Here is a 20785-nt window from a genome sequence, read left to right as displayed (position 1 = left end):
ACAAAAAATACCTTCTCTGATAAACAGAGAAGGCATTTGTCATAAGCGTATTAACGTTTCGAGAATTGCGGCGCGCGTCGAGCCGCTTTAAGACCGTATTTTTTACGCTCTTTCATACGCGGGTCACGAGTCAGGAAGCCAGCACGCTTCAAAGCCGGACGGAATTCAGGGTCTGCTTTAAGCAGAGCGCGGGAAATACCGTGACGGATAGCGCCAGCTTGACCGGACATACCGCCGCCGTTAGCGATTACAAGCACATCGTATTTCGACAATGTGTCAGTAAGGTTAAGCGGTTGTTTTACGATCAGCTTGAGTGTTTCCAAACCGAAATATTCATTCAAATCGCGTTTATTAACAATGATTCGTCCTTCACCCGGCACAAGACGTACACGTGCAACAGAGTGTTTACGACGACCGGTTCCATAGTATTGCACTTGAGCCATGAAACTTGTCCTCCTCTTTATTACCCACGAAGTTCGTAAACTTCAGGGTTTTGTGCTTGATGTGGATGTTCCGCACCTGCGTATACTTTAAGTTTGAGCTTCATTTTGTCGCCAAGACGGTTCTTAGGCAACATGCCGTGTACCGCGAATTCGATAACGCGCTCTGGCTTGTTCTTGATCATTTCGTTCGCAGGGGTTACTTTCAAACCGCCTGAGTACATCGAGTGACGGTAGTACATTTTGTCCGTGAATTTCTTGCCTGTCAGATGAATTTTCTCAGCGTTGATAACAACGACGAAATCGCCTGTATCAACATGTGGTGTAAAGGTCGGTTTGTGCTTGCCGCGGATCAGGGCAGCAACTTCACTAGCCAAACGGCCGAGCGTCTTGCCTTCCGCATCAACGACGAACCATTTACGCTCAACTTCATTTGACTTAGCCATATAAGTGGTACGCATGGATGATCCTCCTTAATTCTTTTGCATTAATCTGTTTTTATAACAACGTAAACGTTGGTTTGTTTATTCATTGTTGATTGCCAAGTTTGTGACGATCTCAGTCGGGGCTGTGGGTTAGCCACTAAGAAAGCACAAGTTATATTCTACTATAAAGAATAGGTAAGTGCAAGTTATTTATAGCGAATAATCACTATGCTTCACTGGAATATTCAACATCCATCAGCATCAGGCCATGAGGCATCGCGGTAGGCCCTGCAAGGGATCTGCTGCGACCCTCAAGGATGCTTTTTATTTCGGAGGGAGCTAGTTTCCCTTGGCCAACCCATAGCAGAGTTCCCATAATGACTCGAACCATATTATACAGAAAACCATTACCTGTCACGTATAGGTGAACGATTGGGCCTTCCTGCACAAATTCTGCTTCATAGATCGTGCGAACATGATGCGGCTTAGTAGAATGAATGGAAGTGAACGAGGTGAAATCATGCTCGCCAATTAAATAGCTGAGGCCCTCGCGCATCGCATCCACATCAAGCGGAGCTGGATGATGAAAGCGGTACTGACGGCCAAACACATCCGGAAATTTTCCGGTATCTATCGTATATCGATAGGTTTTACGTTTAGCGGATCTTCTGGCATGAAAATGCTCGGGCACATCAAAAGCCTCAATAATGACGATATCCTTCGGTAACCGCGTGTTAAGGGCGATCGCCCATCTCTCTGTCGGAATCGTAGATTCCGTATAGAAATTAAACATCTGCCCCTGTGCATGAACTCCTGCATCGGTGCGTCCCGATCCGATAATAATAATCGTCTCACCGGTTAGCTTCTTAATGGCCTTTTCAAGTTCACCTTGAACCGTTCTGCCGTAAGGCTGCGTTTGAAACCCATTAAAGTTTGCACCGTCATAACTTACTTTAACGCATAAGTTGCGCACATATCCCGCCCCCTTAACTAAGGGATCCAACCCCCTAAATCCCCCTTCATATGGGGGACCCCGAGGCGCTCCGCCCTCTGGACACCTGGGAGGTGTCTCACAAGCTCATGTGCCGCTCCCTGGTGGCTTTTACCTGTAACAGTCGCTTTCGTCCACTTCAGCCGCTTACACGGCCTCATGGACACGCTTGTGCGTCAGACGCACCTGAACAATATAGACAACAACCGTAAACAGCAAATAAAAAAAGGTGGCCGCAAGGGTCCACCCTTTTCTCTGCGTATAAGCCCGGACTAGGATTAACGCTATGGACAAGCTTATACGTTTCTCGATTATTGAATTATACTACGCGCGGTCAACCAGTTCCAGGTAAACCATAGGCGCAGCATCGCCGCGACGAGGGCCCAGCTTAAGAATACGCGTGTATCCGCCCGCACGTTCCGAGTAACGGGTAGCCAGTTCGGAGAACAGCTTCTGAATAGCGTCTTGTTGTCCGTCAACGGTTTCGCGGCGGACATAAGCTGCTACTTGACGACGAGCATGAAGATCGCCTTGCTTCGCTTTCGTGATCAGCTTCTCAGCGATAGAACGAACTTCTTTCGCTTTAGCTTCAGTCGTTTGAATACGCTCATAAAGGAACAAGTCAGTAACGAGGTCACGGAACAAAGCTTTCCGCGCACTAGCGTCACGTCCTAATTTTTGATATGCCATCTTGTTTTCCCCTCCCTTGCTCGTTTGTCTATTCTTGTTGGTTTACTACTCTTCCATGCGAAGGCCCAAACCGAGCTCTTCAAGCTTCTCTTGAACTTCCTCGAGTGATTTGCGGCCCAGGTTACGAACCTTCATCATATCCTCTTCGGACTTCGTAATCAGCTCTTGAACCGTGTTGATGCCTGCGCGCTTCAAGCAGTTGTAAGAACGGACGGAAAGATCAAGTTCCTCGATCGTCATCTCCAGAACTTTCTCTTTCTTATCTTCTTCCTTCTCAACCATAATTTCCGCGTCTTTGGCTTCATCGGTTAATCCAACGAACAAGTCCAAATGCTCGGTCAAAATTTTAGCGCCGAGGCTCACAGCCTCTTCCGGTCTAATACTGCCGTCCGTCCAAACCTCAAGCGTGAGCTTGTCATAGTTCGTTACTTGACCGACGCGAGTATTTTCTACGCTGTAGTTGACGCGAGTAATTGGCGTGTATATCGAATCAACGGGGATTACCCCAATCGGTTGTTCGTCCTTCTTGTTGCGGTCCGCTTGCACGTAACCGCGTCCCCGATTAGCAAAAACCCGCATATGGAGCCGCGCGCCGGAGGCCAAGGTTGCGATGTGAAGATCAGGGCTTAAAATCTCGACATCGCTGTCTGCTCGAATGTCGCCCGCTGTAATATTCCCTTCGCCTTCCGCGTCGATTTCCAACACCTTTTCTTCATCGGAGTGGATTTTCAACGAGAGGCCCTTCAGGTTCAGAATGATTTCGGTCACATCCTCAATCACTCCGGGAACCGTAGAGAACTCGTGAAGCACTCCGTCGATTTGAACCGAGGTTACTGCTGCACCCGGCAAAGACGACAACAAAATTCGGCGAAGCGAATTTCCAAGCGTCGTGCCATATCCGCGTTCCAGCGGCTCGACGACGAAACGTCCGTAAGTTCCCTCGTCATTCAGTTCTACGGTTTCGATTTTCGGCTTTTCGATCTCAATCACTAATAGTACCCTCCTTCAAACGTCGCTCCGTTACCTTACCGTTATTTTAAGTCAAATCTTGTAGTATGCCAAACCTTCACAACCATTATTCACAAGTTGTTGTTATTTGATACCACCAAGAATCCAACTATACGCGACGACGTTTCGGAGGACGGCATCCGTTGTGAGGAACTGGTGTTACGTCTTTAATGAGGTTAACTTCCAATCCGGCAGCTTGAAGCGAACGAATCGCTGCTTCACGGCCGGCGCCTGGACCTTTAACCATCACTTCAACAGTTCTCATGCCATGCTCCATCGCTGCTTTCGCTGCGGATTCAGCAGCCATTTGAGCTGCGAACGGCGTGCTTTTACGGGAACCTTTGAAACCAAGGTTACCAGAGCTTGCCCAAGAGATTGCATTTCCGTGCGGATCCGTGATCGTAACGATCGTATTGTTAAACGTCGAGCGAATGTGCGCAACGCCAGTGTCAATGTTTTTCCGGTCGCGACGTTTCGTACGAACGACTTTTTTTGGTTTAGCCATTGTCCATTATCCTCCCTTCTTATTTCTTCTTGTTTGCTACAGTCCGACGAGGACCTTTGCGTGTACGTGCATTCGTTTTTGTACGTTGACCGCGAACAGGCAAGCCGCGACGGTGACGAAGGCCACGGTAGCATCCGATTTCAGTCAGACGCTTAATGTTAAGAGAAATTTCACGACGAAGGTCGCCTTCTACTTTAACAGATTTATCAATTGCTTCGCGCAGGCGGCCCAATTCATCTTCTGTCAAATCGCGAACGCGAGTGTCGAAGTTAACTTCAGCTGTTTTCAAAAGTTTTTGTGACGTTGTTTTGCCAATACCGAAAATGTACGTCAGGGCGATTTCGACGCGTTTGTCACGCGGCAAGTCTACACCAGCTATACGTGCCATAGGCTATATTTCCCTCCTTCTATCCTTGTTTTTGTTTGTGTTTCGGATTTTCACAAATCACCATAACATTGCCTTTGCGACGAATGACTTTGCATTTTTCGCAGATCGGCTTTACCGAAGGTCTAACCTTCATTGTGATTACCTCCCGAATCTTTCGTCAGCAAGCCGCGAGCGGCCTACTTCCGATAGGTGATGCGCCCTTTTGATAAATCATAAGGCGATAACTGTATGACCACCTTGTCTCCTGTCAGAATACGAATAAAGTGCATTCTGAGCTTTCCGGAAACATGTGCGAGAATTTGATGACCGTTCTCCAGCTCCACCTTGAACGTGGCATTCGGCAACGGTTCAATAACCGTTCCTTCGACTTCAATGATGTCTTCCTTAGCCAACCGTCATTCTCCTTTCGCAAGTGCAAACTTCTGAATCACATAACGTAACTTGGCATTGGTTACCCTGCCTGTTTCAAGCATGCTGCTTGAAACCTCTGGACTAATCGCAGACTGTAACTCGAGATGTAGAACGTTCTTTTTCTTCGGTTGGTCGAATCGGCGCTTATTGCCGTCCGCAATCATGACGAAGCGATCATCAACGATTGCTACGATAACGGCGAAGCTCTCTTCGTCCTTGCCGCGAAGAACTTTGACGAACTGACCAATCTGGGGATGAGCTTCCATTGCTTACGCCTCCGGCTGCTTCGGCAAAATGGTCAATATTTCAAAGCCGTCCTCTGTCACGGCTACTGTATGCTCAAAATGAGCGCACCATGAGCCGTCTTCCGTTACAACCGTCCAATTGTCTTCGAGTGTACGGACATATCGTTCACCGATATTTACCATTGGTTCGATTGCAAGCACCATTCCGGTTTTTAGACGAGGTCCGCGATCCGGTATACCGTAGTTCGGTATTTGTGGTTCCTCATGGAGGTCCGCGCCGATTCCGTGCCCTACGTATTCCCGTACTACGGAGAATCCTGCATCTTCAATAACCTTCTGAATAGCGTGCGATATTGAATATAATCGGATATCGGGTTTGACCAACTGCAGTCCCGCATATAGCGAGGCCTCCGTTACATCAAGCAACCTTTGTACTTCGGGCGTTACGGTTCCGGCTGCATAGGTCCAAGCCGAATCGCCATGATAGCCTTCATACTGAGCGCCGATATCGATGCTAATAATATCGCCTTCGTTCAACTTGCGTGACCCAGGGAAGCCGTGTACCAGCTCGTCATTCACAGAAGCGCAAATGCTGGACGGAAAACCATTGTAACCTTTGAAAGATGGAACAGCACCTTGGCTTCTAATGTACGCTTCAGCGATTTGGTCAAGCTCACCGGTTGTGATGCCTGGTTTCACAGCTTGCGCCATCAGTCGATGCGTTTCCGCAACGATGCGTCCAGCTTCCCTCATATATCGCAGCTCCGATTCGGATTTGCAAATAATCATTACAATGAACCTCGCAATAGGGATACGATGCCGGATGTTACAACATCAATGTCCTTCTCGCCGTCGACTTCGCGCAGGAGACCTTTAACATTGTAGTAATCAAGAAGCGGAGCCGTTTTGGAAGTGTACTCATCCAAACGCGTACCGACCTTTTCCTCTGTATCATCAGAACGCTGATACAATTCTCCGCCGTCTTTGTCGCAGATGCCTTCGACTTTAGGCGGGTTGAAGATTACATGATAAGTCGTCCCACAAGTTCTACAGATGCGTCTGCCCGTCAAGCGAGCTAGCAGCAATCCGCGGTCAACCTTCAAATTAACAACATGGTCTATGCTGCGGCCAAGTTCGTTCAGCATGCTGTCAAGCGCTTCGGCTTGCTGCAGCGTGCGCGGGAAACCGTCAAGCAAAAAACCCTTCTTGCAATCGTCTAATGCTAAACGCTCTTTCACTATACCGTTCGTAATCTTATCAGGAACGAGCAGGCCTTGATCGACATACTCTTTCGCTTTAAGACCGAGCGCGGTTCCTTGTTTCATAGCGAGACGAAAAGCATCGCCAGTGGAAATGTGTGGAATACCGAACTCTTCTACGATCCGTTCAGCTTGTGTACCTTTACCGGCTCCCGGAGGGCCCATGAATAAAATGTTCATTGCCGAGTTCCTCGCTTTAAGCACAATAGGCTCGGGCGGGCTAACGCACCATCAGTTGACGAAAGCGGAAGCCCGGTCAGAACCTATTGTTATTTATTGATAAACCCTTTGTAATGGCGTTTGATCAACTGGCTCTCGATTTGCTTCATCGTGTCAAGTGCAACCCCGATCACGATCAAGAGCGAGGTGCCGCCAAGCTGCACTGAGCGCGGTAATCCAGCAAGTGCTCCGAAGAACACCGGAAGAACAGAGATAAGAGCCAGGAAAATCGCACCCGTCAACGTAATACGCGACATAACGCGCGTTAGGTACGACGAGGTCGGCTTGCCTGGACGAATACCAGGAATGTATCCGCCATTCTTCTTCATCTGATCAGCCATTTGAACCGGATTAATTTGCACGAATGTATAGAAGAAGGTAAACCCGATAATTAACAGAACGTACAATACCATACCGAGCGGCTGGTCATAGTTCATGTTATCGATGATCCAATCAGCCCAAGCCGTTGTGGACCAGAACTGAGCGATTGTAATCGGGAACATGATCAGTGACACCGCGAAAATGACCGGAATAACGCCTGCGCCGTTCACTTTCATCGGAATGTGAGTCGATTGTCCGCCGTACATTTTCCGTCCTACTACGCGTTTAGCGTATTGAACCGGAATTTTTCGAATACCTTGCTGTACGAAGATGACGCCGACAATGATTGCGATTATCGCAATCAAGATAAGAACCATCTTGATAATATTCAAAAACAATTGATCTTGAGCACCAACGAATTGATCTTCAACGATCGTACGGATGTGTCCAGGAATACCAGCTGCAATTGCTGCGAAGATCAGAATCGAAATACCGTTTCCGATTCCTTTTTCCGTGATTTGCTCACCCAGCCACATCAAGAATGCAGTACCTGCAGTCAAGATAATCGCAATAACCAAGTAATCCACGAAAGTAGCGCCAACAATCATCTCATAACCATATTGACGGTTGAATCCGATTGCCGTTGCGAAACCTTGGATCAAACCAAGAACAATCGTACCATAACGCGTGATTTGTGCGAGCTTACGTTTACCGTTCTCGCCTTCCTTCGCCCACTCTGCAAACTTAGGAATAACATCCATCGATAACAGCTGTACGATGATCGAAGCTGTAATGTAAGGTGTAATCCCGATTGCGAAAATGGAGAACTGGAACAAAGCACCACCAGAAAACGTGTTAAGCAAGCCGAACAGATCCGCACCGGCTGCATCAACCTGCTTAAACACATCTTTGTTTACATCTGGTACCGGTATGAAGGAACCGATACGGTAGATTAGTAAGATGAAAAGGGTGAAGAGGATCCTTGAACGAAGATCCGCCACCTTCCAAATGTTGGACACGGTCTTGAACAATTAGATCACCTCGGTTTTACCGCCGGCAGCCTGGATTTTCTCTACCGCAGATTGAGAGAACTTGCTTGCTTTTACAGACAGTGAAACGCTAATTTCACCATTACCCAAGATTTTAATTCCTGCGAGCGGGTTCTTTACGATACCTTGCTCGATGAGAACTTCTGGAGTGACTTCAGTTCCTGCTGCAAAGCTGTTCAGCTCTTCAATATTGACAATCGCATATTCTGTACGGAAACGGTTATTGAATCCACGCTTCGGCACTCGACGATACAACGGGTTTTGTCCGCCCTCGAAACCAGGACGAACGCCGCCGCCGGAACGAGCGTTTTGACCTTTGTGACCTTTACCGGCTGTTTTACCGTTACCGGATCCGATACCGCGACCTTTGCGCTTTGGCGCTTGTGTCGAGCCTGGTGCTGGTGCTAGCTCATGCAATTTCATCGTTCGTGCACCTCCTTATTTATTTCTTGGAAAACCGATCTATTCTTAAACTTCTTCTACTTTTACCAAGTGATTAACAGCGTTAACCATGCCGCGGATAGCTGGGCTATCGTTCAAAACAACCGACTGACGAATCTTCTTAAGACCAAAAGCTTCAACAGTAGCACGCTGCTTTTCATTACGGCCGATTAAACTGCGGACGAGGGTGATTTGCAATTTAGCCATCTTATTTCCCTCCTTAGCGTAGAAGCTCTTCGACTGTTTTTCCACGTAGCTTCGCAACATCTTCCGCACGTTTCAAACGGGAAAGACCTTCGAGCGTTGCGTTAACCATATTCATGGAGTTCGAAGAACCTAGCGATTTCGTCAAAATGTCGCCAACGCCAGCAAGTTCAAGTACTGCACGAACCGGGCCGCCGGCGATAACACCAGTACCCTCGGAAGCAGGCTTCAAGAGAACTTCTCCAGCGCCGAAATGTCCGAGTACAAGGTGAGGGATTGTTGTTCCTACGAGTGGAACATGGATCAGGTTTTTCTTAGCATCTTCGATACCTTTGCGAATCGCATCAGGTACTTCGCCTGCTTTACCGATCCCTGCGCCAACGTAACCATTACCGTCACCGACTACTACAAGCGCACTAAAGCTGAAACGGCGTCCGCCTTTTACAACTTTCGCTACGCGATTGATATTAACAACTTTTTCAGTCAGTTCTAACGTATTAGGATCTACACGCAAGTCATTTAACCTCCTTATAAGTAAAGTCGATTAGAATTCCAGGCCAGCTTCGCGTGCTGCTGTAGCAAGCGCCTGAATTCTGCCGTGATACAAGTAACCGCCGCGGTCAAATACTACTTGGGTTACCCCTTTTGCTTGAGCGCGTTTTGCAATCAATTCACCAACTTTTGTAGCTGCTTCGATGTTACCGCCGTTGCCGATCGCTTCGATTAGCTCTTTGTCCTGTGTGGACGCGGATACCAATGTTACGCCTGCTACATCATCGATCAATTGTGCGTACATATGCTTGGAGGAACGGAATACAGATAGACGCGGACGTGCAGCTGTACCGTTAATTTTTTTACGAACACGCAGGTGTCTTTTCAGACGAGCCTTGTTTTTATCGCCTTTCGTAATCATTCAAGGTTCACTCCTTTCTCATTGCCTTAAGACGCTATCTTAAGCAAACGTTCGGTTTGCTTATTTTTTCTTACCAGCTTTACCTTCTTTACGGATAATACGCTCGCCTTCGTACTTGATACCTTTACCTTTATAAGGCTCAGGCTCACGCACGGAACGGATTTGAGCAGCAACAGCGCCTACGCGCTCCTTGTCGATACCGCGAACAGTGATTTTCGTGTTCGCAGGTACATCGAACTCAATTCCAGTCTCGGGAACAATCTCCACGGGGTGAGAGTAACCGACGTTAAGTACGATTTTGTCACCCGTTTTGTTTGCACGGTAACCTACGCCTACCAGCTCCAGGTTTTTCGAGAAGCCTTCAGTAACGCCGCTTACCATGTTAGCGATGACGCTGCGAGTTGTTCCGTGTAAAGAGCGATGCAATTTATTATCAGAAGGACGTTCTACTACGATTTCGCTCTCTGTTACATTCACTTTCATATCCTTGTGAATTTCACGGGAAAGCGTACCTTTCGGTCCTTTTACAGTAATGCTTGTGTTATCCAAGTTGACGGTTACGCCAGTAGGTACTTGGATAGCTTTGCGACCAATACGGGACATTGTTACACCTCCTGTCTTTGTGACTTGTTACTTACCAAACGTAGCAAACGACTTCGCCGCCGGATTTAACCTGACGAGCTTCTTTATCCGTCATAACCCCTTTGGACGTGGAAATGATTGCAATTCCAAGGCCGCCCAATACGCGTGGGATTTCAGTTGATTGCGTGTATACGCGCAAACCTGGTTTGGAGATACGCTTCAAACCTGTAATAACGCGCTCTTGGTTAGGGCCGTATTTCAAGAAAATACGGATAATCCCTTGTTTGTTGTCTTCGATATATTCAGCATCGCGGATAAAACCCTCGCGCTTCAAAATTTCAGCAATTTGCTTCTTGATTTTCGAAGCGGGCATTTCCACGGTTTCGTGACGAACGACATTCGCGTTGCGAATGCGCGTCAGCATATCTGCAATCGGATCAGACATAACCATTGTGTTAACCTCCTTCCCGAACTAGGCTGATTACCAGCTTGCTTTTTTAACGCCAGGAATCTGGCCCTTGTATGCTAACTCGCGGAAACAAATCCGGCAAATTTTAAACTTTTGCAAAACAGAATGCGGACGGCCACAACGCTCACAGCGCGTATATGCTCGCACTTTAAATTTCGGTGTGCGTTGTTGCTTCACTTTCATCGAAGTTTTTGCCACTGGGTATTACACCTCCTAAAAGTGGATTACTTCGCAAACGGCATGCCCATTTGGGTCAGCAGTTCACGAGATTCTTCGTCCGTTTTTGCCGTCGTGACGATGACGATGTCCATACCGCGCACTTTATCGACTTTATCGTACTCAATCTCCGGGAAAATCAACTGCTCTTTCAAACCGAGTGTGTAGTTACCGCGACCGTCGAAAGCTTTAGTCGAAACACCGCGGAAGTCACGCACGCGTGGAAGAGAAATGTTGAACAGCTTGTCAAGGAAGTGGTACATGCGCTCGCCGCGCAATGTTACTTTAACCCCGATTGGCATGTTCTCACGAAGCTTGAAACCTGCGATAGACTTCTTCGCACGGGTAACGACTGGTTTTTGACCGGAAATGATACGCAGTTCTTCAACAGCTACATCAAGGATTTTCGAATTGGAAACCGCTTCGCCTACCCCCATGTTGATAACAACTTTCTCGATTTTCGGTACTTGCATAACAGACGTATAGTTGAACTTCTGCATAAGAGCAGGAGTAATTTCGTTTAGAAAACGACCTTTCAATCTTGCTGCCATTGTTCATGGACCTCCTTTCCTACCGTAACGATTAGTCGATTACTTCTCCGGAACGTTTTGCGATCCGAACTTTCTTGCCGTTGTCCAGCACTTTATATCCGATACGTGTTACTTTACCGCTCTTCGGATCGATATGCATAACGTTCGAAACGTGAATTGGCGCTTCTTGCTCGATAATACCGCCTTGCGGGTTAGCTTGTGAAGGACGCGAATGCTTCTTCACCATGTTTACTCCCTCGATAAGTACGCGGTTTTCACGAGGATACGCAGCGATAACGCGTCCTTTTTTACCTTTGTCTTTACCGGTAATAACGATGACCGTATCGTCTTTTTTCACGTGCAATTTATTGTTATGGGATTCAAGTACTTTTTTCAGCCTTGGCATGAGTTACACCTCCTGCACGCTTGTGCTTTCAAGCTTATATAGGGTTTCTTTAACTAGATAACTTCTGGTGCCAGCGATACGATTTTCATGAAATCCTTATCGCGAAGCTCACGGGCGACAGGTCCAAAAATACGAGTACCGCGCGGGCTCTTGTCTTCTTTAACGATTACAGCTGCATTCTCATCGAATGTGATGTAAGAACCGTCTTTACGGCGAACCGAGCGCTTCGTGCGAACGATAACCGCTTTTACAACGTCACCCTTTTTGACAACGCCGCCTGGTGTTGCTTGTTTGACGGAGCAAACGATCAAATCGCCAATGTGTCCAACGCGACGTCCCGTTCCACCAAGTACACGGATACACATCAATTCTTTAGCGCCAGAGTTGTCTGCGACAGCCAAGCGCGAAAATGGTTGAATCATTTCAACGTCCTCCTTTCGGAAAAATGCTCAGGTACTGCATACGTTCATTAAATGACAACAGCAACTTCGACAACTTCTACGAGTCTAAAGCGCTTGTCTTTCGATAACGGACGAGTCTCCATGATTTTCACGATGTCGCCAATTTTCGCTTGGTTATTTTCATCGTGCGCTTTAAATTTTTTCGTGTATTTAATGCGTTTATGGTACAAATTGTGTTTTTTGTATGTTTCAACAGCAACAACAATTGTTTTGTCCATTTTGTCGCTTACGACTTTGCCGATTTGAACTTTGCGGGCATTGCGTTCGCTCATGTTCATCCTCCTTCCTTCAGCCGTGATTATGCATTCTTGCAAGGATATTTACTAGCTGCTGATTCCGAGTTCTCTTTCACGCAAAATGGTTTTAGCACGAGCTATTTCCTTACGCACGTCACGGATCCGAGTCGGGTTATCCAGTTGACCAGTAGCCAATTGGAAACGAAGGTTAAAAAGCTCTTCTTTAAAACCAGAAACTTGTTGTTCTATCTCAGCAGAGGTTAGGTTGCGAAATTCACTAGCTTTCATTTGCTTCACCACCCACTTCTTCGCGTTTCACGAACTTCGTCTTGATTGGCAGTTTGTGAGCCGCAAGACGCATCGCTTCACGAGCGGTTTCTTCGGATACGCCAGCAAGTTCAAACAGGATTTTACCTGGTTTAACTACGGCTACCCATTTCTCAACGTTACCTTTACCACTACCCATACGCACTTCAAGAGGCTTCTGAGTAATTGGTTTAGCAGGGAAAATTTTGATCCAAACTTTACCGCCACGTTTAATGTAACGAGTCATCGCGATACGAGCCGCTTCGATTTGACGATTCGTGATCCATGATGGTTCTAGTGCTTGAAGACCGAATTCACCGAATGCTACTGTAGTGCCGCCTTTAGCGCGACCCTTCATATGTCCGCGTTGTTGTTTGCGGTGTTTGACACGTTTAGGTACCAACATGATTAGTTGCCTCCTTCCTGGGGAGCTTTCTTCTTAGTCGGAAGGACTTCGCCGCGGTAGATCCATACTTTTACGCCAATACGGCCGTAAGTTGTATGTGCTTCTGCTGTGCCATAGTCAATATCAGCGCGCAGCGTATGAAGTGGAACAGTACCTTCGCTGTAGCCTTCCGAACGTGCGATTTCCGCGCCGCCGAGACGTCCGCTAACTGCGGTTTTTATCCCTTTAGCACCTGAACGCATGGAGCGTTGCATAGCTTGCTTCAATGCGCGACGGAAAGAAACACGACGCTCAAGTTGTTGTGCGATGCTTTCAGCTACAAGAATAGCGTCAAGATCCGCATGTTTGATTTCAGAAATATTAATGTGAACTTTTTTACCATTAGTGATTTTGCCAAGCTCAGTACGCAAGTTTTCTACTTCAGAACCGCCTTTACCAATAACCATACCTGGTTTCGCGGTTTGGATCGTTACGTTCACGCGGTTAGCTGCACGTTCGATCTCGATGTGAGAAACTGCTGCGTCTTTCAGCTTGTTTTTCAAATATTCACGTACTCTTACGTCTTCCATAAGAAGATCGCCGAAGTCTTTGCCCGCGAACCACTTGGATTCCCAATCACGGATAACCCCGATACGAAAACCTACTGGATTTACCTTTTGACCCACACGTAATCCCTCCTTTATTTTTCAGATACCACCAAGGTAATGTGGCTGGTTCTTTTATTAATCCGGCTTGCGCGCCCCATTGCACGAGGACGGAAACGTTTCATCGTCGGTCCTTGGTTTACGAAAGCTTGCGATATAACCAATTTGTTCACGTCCAGCTGATAGTTATGCTCAGCGTTAGCAATAGCCGAGTTAAGCAGCTTCTCCAAAATTGGGGATGCAGACTTCGGCGTGTGGCGCAAAATTGCGATTGCATCACCAACTTGCTTACCGCGAATCAAATCGGCAACAAGCTGTGCTTTACGAGGAGCAATACGAACGAACTTAGCGTGCGCTTTAGCTTCTGGCATGTAGGAACCTCCTCTCGTTCATTTAGAGATGTTTAAGGGCAAATTAACGTCTGCCCGTTTTTTTGTCTTCGCCTGCGTGGCCTTTGTACGTACGAGTCGGTGCGAATTCACCGAGTTTGTGTCCTACCATATCTTCCGTCACATATACCGGTACGTGCTTGCGACCGTCATATACAGCAAACGTGTGACCAATGAATTGTGGGAAAATGGTCGAGCGGCGGGACCAGGTTTTGATAACGACCTTTTTCTCAGCTTCGTTCATAACCTCGACTTTTTTAAGCAGGTAACCGTCGATAAACGGACCTTTCTTTAAACTGCGACCCATTTGAGTTCCTCCCTTCACGAGAGCGTGATAATTGTATCACGCGGTTTGGATCAAGCGGTTATTACTTCGTGCGACGACGAATAATATATTGGCTCGATGCTTTTTTCTTCTTGCGAGTTTTGTATCCAAGAGTCGGTTTGCCCCATGGGGACATAGGCGACTTCCGTCCGATTGGAGCGCGGCCTTCACCACCACCATGCGGGTGATCGTTAGGGTTCATGACGACACCGCGAACTTCCGGACGTTTGCCAAGCCAACGGGAACGGCCGGCTTTACCGATTTTCACAAGTTCGTGATCCTCGTTACCAACAGAACCGATTGTTGCACGGCATGTATTCAGAATGCGGCGAACTTCGCCAGAGCTCAAACGAATCGATACATAGCTTTCTTCTTTACCAAGAAGCTGAGCTTCCGTACCAGCAGCACGAACCAATTGTCCGCCTTTGCCAGGCTTCAATTCGATGTTGTGGATAACTGAACCTACTGGGATATTCACAAGCGGCAACGCATTGCCTGGTTTAATATCGGCAGTTGGTCCGGACATGACTTGATCTCCGACTTTCAAGCCTTTTGGAGCGATGATGTATGCTTTCTCACCATCTACGTAATGGATCAAAGCGATATTGGATGTACGGTTCGGATCGTATTCGATCGTCGCTACATTACCGATGATACCGTCTTTGTTACGTTTGAAGTCGATAATACGGTATTTACGCTTGTGTCCGCCGCCATGGTGACGAACCGTAATTTTACCTTGATTGTTTCGTCCAGCTTTTTTGAAAAGCGGAGCAAGCAACGATTTCTCCGGTGTGCTTGTCGTAATCTCTTCGAAAGTCGATACGGACATGCCACGACGAGCTGGAGATGTCGGTTTGTACTTTTTAATTGGCACTTCGATTCCCTCCTTTTCTAAACAGACGTTTCAAAGAACTCAAGTTCTTTGCTGTCAGCGCTCAGCTGAACGATCGCTTTTTTCCAATCCGGTCTGTAGCCGCTATGTTTACCATAACGTTTCGGCTTACCCGCTACACGCATTGTATTAACGCCGGTTACTTTCACATTAAAGATTTGTTCAATTGCAAGTTTAATTTCGGTTTTGTTCGATCGAAGATCAACTTCAAATACATACTTTTTGTTGACCATGTAATCGCTCGTACGTTCCGTGATAACCGGGCGCTTGATAATATCGCGTGGATTTTTCATTACGCAAGCACCTCCTGTACTTTCTCTACTGCTTCTTTGGTGATGATAAGCTTGTCATGCTTCAATACATCCAGAACATTAATGCCGTCAGCTGCGACGAACTTCACACCTGGGATGTTACGAGCAGACAATGCTACGTTATCTTCATAGTTAGCCGTTACGACAAGCGCTTTGCGGTCAACTTTAAGGTTGTTAAGGATCGTTGCGAATTCTTTCGTCTTAGGAGCCGCGAAAGTCAGTTGATCAAGAACGATAATTTCGCTCGCGATAACTTTCGAAGACAATGCGGATTTGATCGCAAGACGACGAACTTTTTTAGGAAGCTTGAATCCGTATGTGCGTGGAGTCGGTCCGAATACAACACCGCCGCCAACCCACTGCGGGGAGCGAATGCTGCCTTGACGTGCACGGCCAGTACCTTTTTGTTTCCAAGGCTTACGACCGCCGCCGCGTACTTCAGAGCGTCCTTTTGTTTTGTGAGTACCTTGACGTTCAGCAGCTTGCTGAAGAACTACAGCGCTGTGCAGAACATGTACATTCGGTTGAATACCGAATACCGACTCAGCCAACTCCACTTCGCCAACTTGAGCGCCGCTCACGTTAAATACTGTTACTTTTGGCATTTCTTGTTCCTCCTTTCTTCAAGAGCAATTAGTTCTTAACTGTTTGTTTCACTCTAACAAATCCGTTTTTCGGACCAGGAATCGATCCTTTTACAAGTAGAACGTTACGTTCTGCATCTACACGGATAACTTCAAGCTTTTGGATCGTAACCGTTTCTGTACCCATATGTCCTGGCAGGCGTTTACCCTTCGGTACGCGGTTCGCTTGGATGGAACCCATCGAACCCGGTCCGCGGTGATAACGGGAACCGTGAGACATCGGTCCAGTGCTTTGTCCCCAACGTTTGATTACGCCGGCAAAGCCTTTACCTTTTGAAATACCTGTTACGTCAACGAATTCGCCAGCTGCAAAAAGATCAGCTTTCACTTCTTGGCCAACTTCATAATCAGCCAGGTTGATTCCGCGAATTTCACGAACGTAGCGCTTAGGCGTTGAGTTGGCTTTTTTAGCGTGACCAGCTTCCGGTTTATTCGATCTGCTTTCTTTCTTATCGGCAAAACCGAATTGAACAGCCTCATAGCCATCGTTCTCTTGGTCTTTCTTCTGCAGTACTACGCAAGGTCCAGCCTCGATAACCGTTACTGGAACGACGTTACCTTCAGCAGTAAACACTTGAGTCATACCAAGTTTTTTCCCTAAGATACCTTTCATGTTGACACCTCATTTCCTTTCTATGATCGCATATGCTGATATTACAGTTTGATTTCGATATCTACACCGGATGGTAAATCCAAGCGCATCAACGCATCAACCGTTTGCGGCGTCGGGTTAACAATGTCGATCAAGCGCTTATGAGTGCGCATTTCGAATTGCTCCCGGGAATCCTTGTACTTGTGAACCGCACGGAGAACGGTGATGATTTGCTTTTCCGTTGGTAACGGAATCGGCCCGGATACGCCTGCACCGGAACGTTTTGCAGTTTCAACGATTTTCTCTGCGGATTGATCAAGAATTCTGTGATCGTATGCTTTCAAGCGGATACGAATCTTTTGCTTTGCCATATAAGTCCCTCCTTCTATCGCCCAATTTATTATCGGACATACTCCGTGAGAAAACCCTGGCACATGCCCCATGGCAAAGGGGCCGGGTGTGTCGGCAACCTCTCACATCATCGCAACGTCAGACCAACAGTCAATATTATACCGAATTGAGTAGGCAAATGCAACAACAATATTGATCGAGTTGCATAAGTTTTAAAAAAGTGGGGGATATCGCTGCGCGGCGCTGCAATCGGTCCTCGGCATGCATTGAAACCATGATTTCTTTTATTCCACTTGAAGGATAAATCACGGTTTCAAAAGCAGCACGTAAACTCTCCGGACTCGATTCCAGCTCTGCTGCGCTCAACCCCCTGAATAAAACTCATAGCAAGCTAGCTCAAAGGAGAAAGAACAATGCTGACAGCTGCTTATCTGCTGCCTTATTTATTACCATAACTTCTTATTTGGGCAATCTCGCTGCGCGTCGCTGCAATCGGTCCTCGGCATGCATTGAAACCATGATTTCATATATTCCATTTGAAGGTTAAATCACGGTTTCAAAAGCAGCACGTAAACTCTCAGACTCGATTCCAGCTCTGCTTCGCTCGCCCACCAATTCAATGTGGCCTTTGCATGATCTGACAATGAGGTATATCAATTTCTCTTTTGGATACGTTTCATCCGCAGATCACATTATAATGAAGAAACATTTCTTCCTTCTTTATGACGAAATTCAAAATCACTTTATCTAAACATATCGCCCATTATGTCCGATCTTCTGCAATTTTAAAATCACCCTTATAAATTAGCAGACTGAATGTCCTAATTGATTATAAACATCCTAACGCTCAAAATACACCGCCAAATAACGCCAGTAACAAATAGACCTATAGGTGAACTTCCTCAGACTGCTAAGAAACTTTAAACTCAAAGCGTTGTAAGAGAGCACTACGCTGGATTTATCCAGTAACTTTGCGGTCCAGAGTCACTTTTGGCGCCCCATATTGGATTTTTCCAGTAACTTTGCGATCCAGAGTCACTTTAGACGCTCCATATTGGATTTATCCAGTAACTTTGCGATCCAGAGTCACTTTAGACGCTCCATATTGGATTTTTCCAGTAACATTGCGATCCAGAGTCACTTTTGGCGTCCCATATTGGATCTTTCCAGTAACTTTGCGATCCAGAGTCACTTTTGGTGTCCCATATTGGATTTTTCCAGTAACTTTGCGATCCAGAGTAACTTTTGGCGCTCCATTTTGGATTTATCTAGCAGAACTCGAGATGGATCGCCTTGTAAGATTCAAAAATCTCCTGGTAAATCAGTCGTTTTCGACTCGTATCATTCATTTGACGGGAGGAAATCCACAGCTCCTGCCTTAACACAAAAACGCAACGACCAATGGGACGTTGCGTTCTCTTTTTATTATAATAAGTTGTTTGACGAGGACGGAACGGAGAGAAAAGCGGGCAGCTGAAGAGTTTACGTCCTGCTTTTGAAGGCTTGTTCCAACCATTAAATCTAATCTTAAGGAACAAGACTTCAATGCAGGCGCAAGCGCCCGCTTTTCTCGCAGTGGAGCTTCCAAATCAAATAAACCCGGGCAGCTGGAGAGTTTACGTCCTGCTTTTGAAGACTTGTTCCCTCCTTTAAATAAATTCAAGGGAACATGGCTTCAACGCAGGCGGAAGCGCCCGCTTTCCTCGCAGTGGAGGTCCCGCGGCATTCACCCAGCTCCCTCGCAGTGGAGCTTCCCGATCAAACTACCCCAGCACGATGCGGTCATCAGCCAATTTCTTGCCGCTAATTCGCTCGAACTCGCCGAGCAGTTGCTCCACGGTCAGATCTTTCTTACGCTCTTCCGGAACATCAAGAATGATGCGGCCTTTGTCCATCATAATCAACCGGTTACCGAGGCGAATGGCTTGCTCCATGTTGTGCGTGACCATCAGCGTCGTAAGTTTCATTTCGCGGACAATGCTCTCCGTAAGTGACGTAATGAGTTCTGCCCTCGCCGGATCTAGTGCTGCAGTATGTTCGTCGAGAAGTAATATTTGTGGTCTTGTAAAGGTCGCCATCAACAAACTGAGTGCTTGTCTCTCACCGCCGGATAATAATCCGACCTTAGCGTTAAGGCGGTTCTCAAGGCCAATGCCTAAACGTTGAAGCTCTTGCTTGAATATAGTACGCTTCGCCCGCGTTGCGCCAAAGGAAAAGCCGCGAGATTTCCCGCGAGAATAGGCGATTGCCATATTTTCCTCTATCGTCATTCGCGGCGCTGTTCCGGCCATTGGATCTTGAAATACTCTGCCAATCCACCGACTTCGTTGATGCTCCGACAGTGCGGATACATTGGAGTTATCGATTTTCACTTCACCTGCATCTGGTTTCATTACGCCGGATATTATATTCATTAGTGTTGATTTACCGGCTCCGTTGCTGCCGATCACCGTTACAAAATCTGCCGGCTTCATGAACAATTTTGCACCCACAAGCGCTGTTTTCTCATCCAACGTTCCCGGGTTAAACAACTTGGAGACGTTTGAAATTTCAAGCATTAACGTGTACCTCCTGATTGCGCCTTCTCCATTGAAGCAAGCATTTCCGCCGTACGCTTTCGAGCAACGCTTTTTTGTTTAAATAGCCTTCTCGTTGAAGGTACTACCAGCGCGAAAATAATAATAATTGCTGTAATGAGCTTCATATCAGATGCTTCAAGCCATTCGATGCGAAGAGCCAAGGCATAGATAATACGATAAATAATCGAACCGAGAACAACGGCCAATGTAGCGCGAAAAATCGATCGGGCTCCAAAAATCGCTTCCCCGATAATGACTGAAGCCAATCCGATTACGATCATGCCAATACCCATATTGTTATCGGCAAATTTTTGATACTGTGCCACTAAAGCGCCTGACGTCGCGACAAGCGCATTAGAAAGAGCAACACCAAAGATCGTTGTCATATCCGTGTTGGCACCGAAGCTGCGAATCATACGTGCATTGTCGCCCGTAGCACGAAGACTTAGTCCTATGTCAGTCTTGAAAAACAAATCTAGTAGAATCTTAACCGCTATCGCAATGATTACCATTATGATCATGACCGAGATATGATCAAAAAAATTGTCCATGTTCCGCAATGATACATTCGGTTTACCAAGAATTCTTAAATTAATGGAATAAAGAGCAATCATCATGATAATACCGGACAATAATCCGTTGATCTTGCCTTTTGTGTGCAAAAGCCCTGTACAAATGCCCGCCAATGCTCCACCAGCAAATGCACAGATTACAGCTATCCATGGAGCAGTACCGTTTACCGTCATAACGGCGCCAATTGCAGCTCCAGTCGTAAAGCTACCATCAACCGTTAAATCCGGAAAATCAAGTATGCGAAATGTTATAAATACACCTAGAGCCATTAAAGCGTACAGCAGACCGCTCTCTATGGCACCCGTTAACGATGTAAGCATGAAAATGCCACTCCCTTATCGAAATAACGGGGTGAAGCCGATTA

36 protein-coding genes are annotated in these 20785 nt (G+C 46.8%); all 36 read right to left on the bottom strand.

Annotated features, from left to right (window positions below; all coding sequences use genetic code 11):
- Positions 1-50 precede the first annotated feature (50 nt).
- Complete coding sequence (gene rpsI / locus L1N85_RS17850) at positions 51-443, bottom strand: 30S ribosomal protein S9 (protein WP_028609625.1); 393 nt, start codon at positions 441-443, stop codon at positions 51-53.
- A gap of 20 nt (positions 444-463) precedes the next feature.
- Positions 464-901, bottom strand: coding sequence for a 50S ribosomal protein L13 (gene rplM / locus L1N85_RS17845; RefSeq protein WP_235240409.1), 438 nt, complete (start codon positions 899-901; stop codon positions 464-466).
- Positions 902-1091: 190 nt separating this feature from the next.
- The gene (gene truA, locus L1N85_RS17840) at positions 1092-1838 is read right to left on the bottom strand and encodes a tRNA pseudouridine(38-40) synthase TruA (protein WP_235240422.1); all 747 of its coding nucleotides are present in this window, start codon (positions 1836-1838) and stop codon (positions 1092-1094) included.
- Positions 1839-2180: 342 nt separating this feature from the next.
- Positions 2181-2546, bottom strand: a complete 366-nt coding sequence (gene rplQ, locus L1N85_RS17835) for a 50S ribosomal protein L17 (protein WP_235240408.1) — start codon at positions 2544-2546, stop codon at positions 2181-2183.
- Between the two features lie 45 nt (positions 2547-2591).
- Positions 2592-3536: a DNA-directed RNA polymerase subunit alpha gene (locus tag L1N85_RS17830; RefSeq protein ID WP_028609629.1), complete on the bottom strand. Its 945-nt coding sequence runs from the start codon at positions 3534-3536 to the stop codon at positions 2592-2594.
- A 127-nt stretch (positions 3537-3663) separates the two neighbouring features.
- A complete protein-coding gene (rpsK, locus tag L1N85_RS17825) occupies positions 3664-4059 on the bottom strand; it encodes a 30S ribosomal protein S11 (RefSeq protein WP_028609630.1) in 396 nt (131 codons plus the stop codon).
- A 19-nt stretch (positions 4060-4078) separates the two neighbouring features.
- Positions 4079-4447 carry a 30S ribosomal protein S13 gene (gene rpsM / locus L1N85_RS17820; RefSeq protein ID WP_137186597.1) on the bottom strand — a complete coding sequence of 123 codons (369 nt, stop codon included), beginning with the start codon at positions 4445-4447 and terminating at the stop codon, positions 4079-4081.
- A gap of 19 nt (positions 4448-4466) precedes the next feature.
- Positions 4467-4580 (bottom strand): 50S ribosomal protein L36, encoded by a 114-nt coding sequence (gene rpmJ, locus L1N85_RS17815; protein WP_003333770.1) that lies wholly within the window; start codon positions 4578-4580, stop codon positions 4467-4469.
- A 43-nt stretch (positions 4581-4623) separates the two neighbouring features.
- The gene (gene infA, locus L1N85_RS17810) at positions 4624-4839 is read right to left on the bottom strand and encodes a translation initiation factor IF-1 (RefSeq protein WP_053373919.1); all 216 of its coding nucleotides are present in this window, start codon (positions 4837-4839) and stop codon (positions 4624-4626) included.
- Between the two features lie 3 nt (positions 4840-4842).
- Positions 4843-5124, bottom strand: coding sequence for a KOW domain-containing RNA-binding protein (locus tag L1N85_RS17805; protein ID WP_235240407.1), 282 nt, complete (start codon positions 5122-5124; stop codon positions 4843-4845).
- A gap of 3 nt (positions 5125-5127) precedes the next feature.
- Positions 5128-5892 (bottom strand): type I methionyl aminopeptidase, encoded by a 765-nt coding sequence (map, locus tag L1N85_RS17800; RefSeq protein ID WP_235240406.1) that lies wholly within the window; start codon positions 5890-5892, stop codon positions 5128-5130.
- The gene (locus L1N85_RS17795; protein WP_235240405.1) at positions 5892-6542 is read right to left on the bottom strand and encodes an adenylate kinase; all 651 of its coding nucleotides are present in this window, start codon (positions 6540-6542) and stop codon (positions 5892-5894) included. Before L1N85_RS17795 ends, map begins: the two co-directional genes overlap by 1 nt.
- An 89-nt stretch (positions 6543-6631) precedes the next feature.
- On the bottom strand, positions 6632-7933 hold the full coding sequence (gene secY, locus L1N85_RS17790; protein ID WP_235240404.1) for a preprotein translocase subunit SecY: 1302 nt from the start codon (positions 7931-7933) through the stop codon (positions 6632-6634).
- Entirely contained in the window at positions 7934-8374 is a 441-nt protein-coding gene (rplO, locus tag L1N85_RS17785) for a 50S ribosomal protein L15 (RefSeq protein WP_235240403.1), read from the bottom strand. It lies immediately after the preceding gene.
- A 45-nt stretch (positions 8375-8419) separates the two neighbouring features.
- On the bottom strand, positions 8420-8599 hold the full coding sequence (gene rpmD / locus L1N85_RS17780) for a 50S ribosomal protein L30 (RefSeq protein WP_235240402.1): 180 nt from the start codon (positions 8597-8599) through the stop codon (positions 8420-8422).
- A gap of 13 nt (positions 8600-8612) precedes the next feature.
- Positions 8613-9110 (bottom strand): 30S ribosomal protein S5, encoded by a 498-nt coding sequence (gene rpsE, locus L1N85_RS17775; protein ID WP_235240401.1) that lies wholly within the window; start codon positions 9108-9110, stop codon positions 8613-8615.
- 30 nt (positions 9111-9140) lie between these two features.
- Positions 9141-9509, bottom strand: coding sequence for a 50S ribosomal protein L18 (gene rplR / locus L1N85_RS17770; protein ID WP_235240400.1), 369 nt, complete (start codon positions 9507-9509; stop codon positions 9141-9143).
- A gap of 60 nt (positions 9510-9569) precedes the next feature.
- Positions 9570-10112 (bottom strand): 50S ribosomal protein L6, encoded by a 543-nt coding sequence (rplF, locus tag L1N85_RS17765; RefSeq protein WP_235240399.1) that lies wholly within the window; start codon positions 10110-10112, stop codon positions 9570-9572.
- 31 nt (positions 10113-10143) lie between these two features.
- Positions 10144-10542, bottom strand: a complete 399-nt coding sequence (rpsH, locus tag L1N85_RS17760) for a 30S ribosomal protein S8 (RefSeq protein ID WP_028609641.1) — start codon at positions 10540-10542, stop codon at positions 10144-10146.
- 30 nt (positions 10543-10572) lie between these two features.
- The gene (locus L1N85_RS17755) at positions 10573-10758 is read right to left on the bottom strand and encodes a type Z 30S ribosomal protein S14 (RefSeq protein ID WP_013312154.1); all 186 of its coding nucleotides are present in this window, start codon (positions 10756-10758) and stop codon (positions 10573-10575) included.
- A 26-nt stretch (positions 10759-10784) separates the two neighbouring features.
- Positions 10785-11327, bottom strand: coding sequence for a 50S ribosomal protein L5 (gene rplE, locus L1N85_RS17750; RefSeq protein WP_028609642.1), 543 nt, complete (start codon positions 11325-11327; stop codon positions 10785-10787).
- Positions 11328-11358: 31 nt separating this feature from the next.
- Entirely contained in the window at positions 11359-11712 is a 354-nt protein-coding gene (rplX, locus tag L1N85_RS17745; RefSeq protein WP_235240398.1) for a 50S ribosomal protein L24, read from the bottom strand.
- A 53-nt stretch (positions 11713-11765) separates the two neighbouring features.
- Positions 11766-12134 (bottom strand): 50S ribosomal protein L14, encoded by a 369-nt coding sequence (gene rplN, locus L1N85_RS17740; protein WP_235240397.1) that lies wholly within the window; start codon positions 12132-12134, stop codon positions 11766-11768.
- A 47-nt stretch (positions 12135-12181) separates the two neighbouring features.
- On the bottom strand, positions 12182-12445 hold the full coding sequence (gene rpsQ, locus L1N85_RS17735) for a 30S ribosomal protein S17 (protein WP_028609645.1): 264 nt from the start codon (positions 12443-12445) through the stop codon (positions 12182-12184).
- Between the two features lie 51 nt (positions 12446-12496).
- Positions 12497-12697: a 50S ribosomal protein L29 gene (gene rpmC, locus L1N85_RS17730; protein WP_235240396.1), complete on the bottom strand. Its 201-nt coding sequence runs from the start codon at positions 12695-12697 to the stop codon at positions 12497-12499.
- Positions 12687-13121, bottom strand: coding sequence for a 50S ribosomal protein L16 (rplP, locus tag L1N85_RS17725; protein ID WP_028609647.1), 435 nt, complete (start codon positions 13119-13121; stop codon positions 12687-12689). The genes rpmC and rplP overlap by 11 nt, the downstream gene beginning before the upstream one ends.
- 2 nt (positions 13122-13123) lie before the next feature.
- Positions 13124-13786 carry a 30S ribosomal protein S3 gene (gene rpsC / locus L1N85_RS17720; RefSeq protein WP_235240395.1) on the bottom strand — a complete coding sequence of 221 codons (663 nt, stop codon included), beginning with the start codon at positions 13784-13786 and terminating at the stop codon, positions 13124-13126.
- 14 nt (positions 13787-13800) lie between these two features.
- Positions 13801-14136 carry a 50S ribosomal protein L22 gene (gene rplV, locus L1N85_RS17715; protein ID WP_235240394.1) on the bottom strand — a complete coding sequence of 112 codons (336 nt, stop codon included), beginning with the start codon at positions 14134-14136 and terminating at the stop codon, positions 13801-13803.
- 43 nt (positions 14137-14179) lie between these two features.
- Complete coding sequence (gene rpsS, locus L1N85_RS17710; protein ID WP_235240393.1) at positions 14180-14461, bottom strand: 30S ribosomal protein S19; 282 nt, start codon at positions 14459-14461, stop codon at positions 14180-14182.
- A gap of 61 nt (positions 14462-14522) precedes the next feature.
- Positions 14523-15353, bottom strand: a complete 831-nt coding sequence (gene rplB, locus L1N85_RS17705) for a 50S ribosomal protein L2 (RefSeq protein ID WP_235240392.1) — start codon at positions 15351-15353, stop codon at positions 14523-14525.
- A 17-nt stretch (positions 15354-15370) separates the two neighbouring features.
- Complete coding sequence (rplW, locus tag L1N85_RS17700) at positions 15371-15664, bottom strand: 50S ribosomal protein L23 (RefSeq protein ID WP_235240391.1); 294 nt, start codon at positions 15662-15664, stop codon at positions 15371-15373.
- The gene (rplD, locus tag L1N85_RS17695; protein WP_235240390.1) at positions 15664-16287 is read right to left on the bottom strand and encodes a 50S ribosomal protein L4; all 624 of its coding nucleotides are present in this window, start codon (positions 16285-16287) and stop codon (positions 15664-15666) included. The genes rplW and rplD overlap by 1 nt, the downstream gene beginning before the upstream one ends.
- 28 nt (positions 16288-16315) lie before the next feature.
- The gene (gene rplC / locus L1N85_RS17690; protein WP_235240389.1) at positions 16316-16939 is read right to left on the bottom strand and encodes a 50S ribosomal protein L3; all 624 of its coding nucleotides are present in this window, start codon (positions 16937-16939) and stop codon (positions 16316-16318) included.
- 41 nt (positions 16940-16980) lie between these two features.
- Complete coding sequence (gene rpsJ / locus L1N85_RS17685) at positions 16981-17289, bottom strand: 30S ribosomal protein S10 (protein ID WP_006037947.1); 309 nt, start codon at positions 17287-17289, stop codon at positions 16981-16983.
- Positions 17290-19032: 1743 nt separating this feature from the next.
- Positions 19033-19827 (bottom strand): ABC transporter ATP-binding protein, encoded by a 795-nt coding sequence (locus L1N85_RS17680; RefSeq protein WP_235240388.1) that lies wholly within the window; start codon positions 19825-19827, stop codon positions 19033-19035.
- Positions 19827-20741, bottom strand: coding sequence for an ABC transporter permease (locus L1N85_RS17675; protein ID WP_235240387.1), 915 nt, complete (start codon positions 20739-20741; stop codon positions 19827-19829). Before L1N85_RS17675 ends, L1N85_RS17680 begins: the two co-directional genes overlap by 1 nt.
- Positions 20742-20785: the final 44 nt, after the last annotated feature.

Source organism: Paenibacillus alkaliterrae, from assembly GCF_021532375.1.
Taxonomy (GTDB): Bacteria; Bacillota; Bacilli; order Paenibacillales; family Paenibacillaceae; genus Pristimantibacillus; species Pristimantibacillus alkaliterrae.
This window is presented reverse-complemented; position numbering and strand designations above follow the sequence as displayed.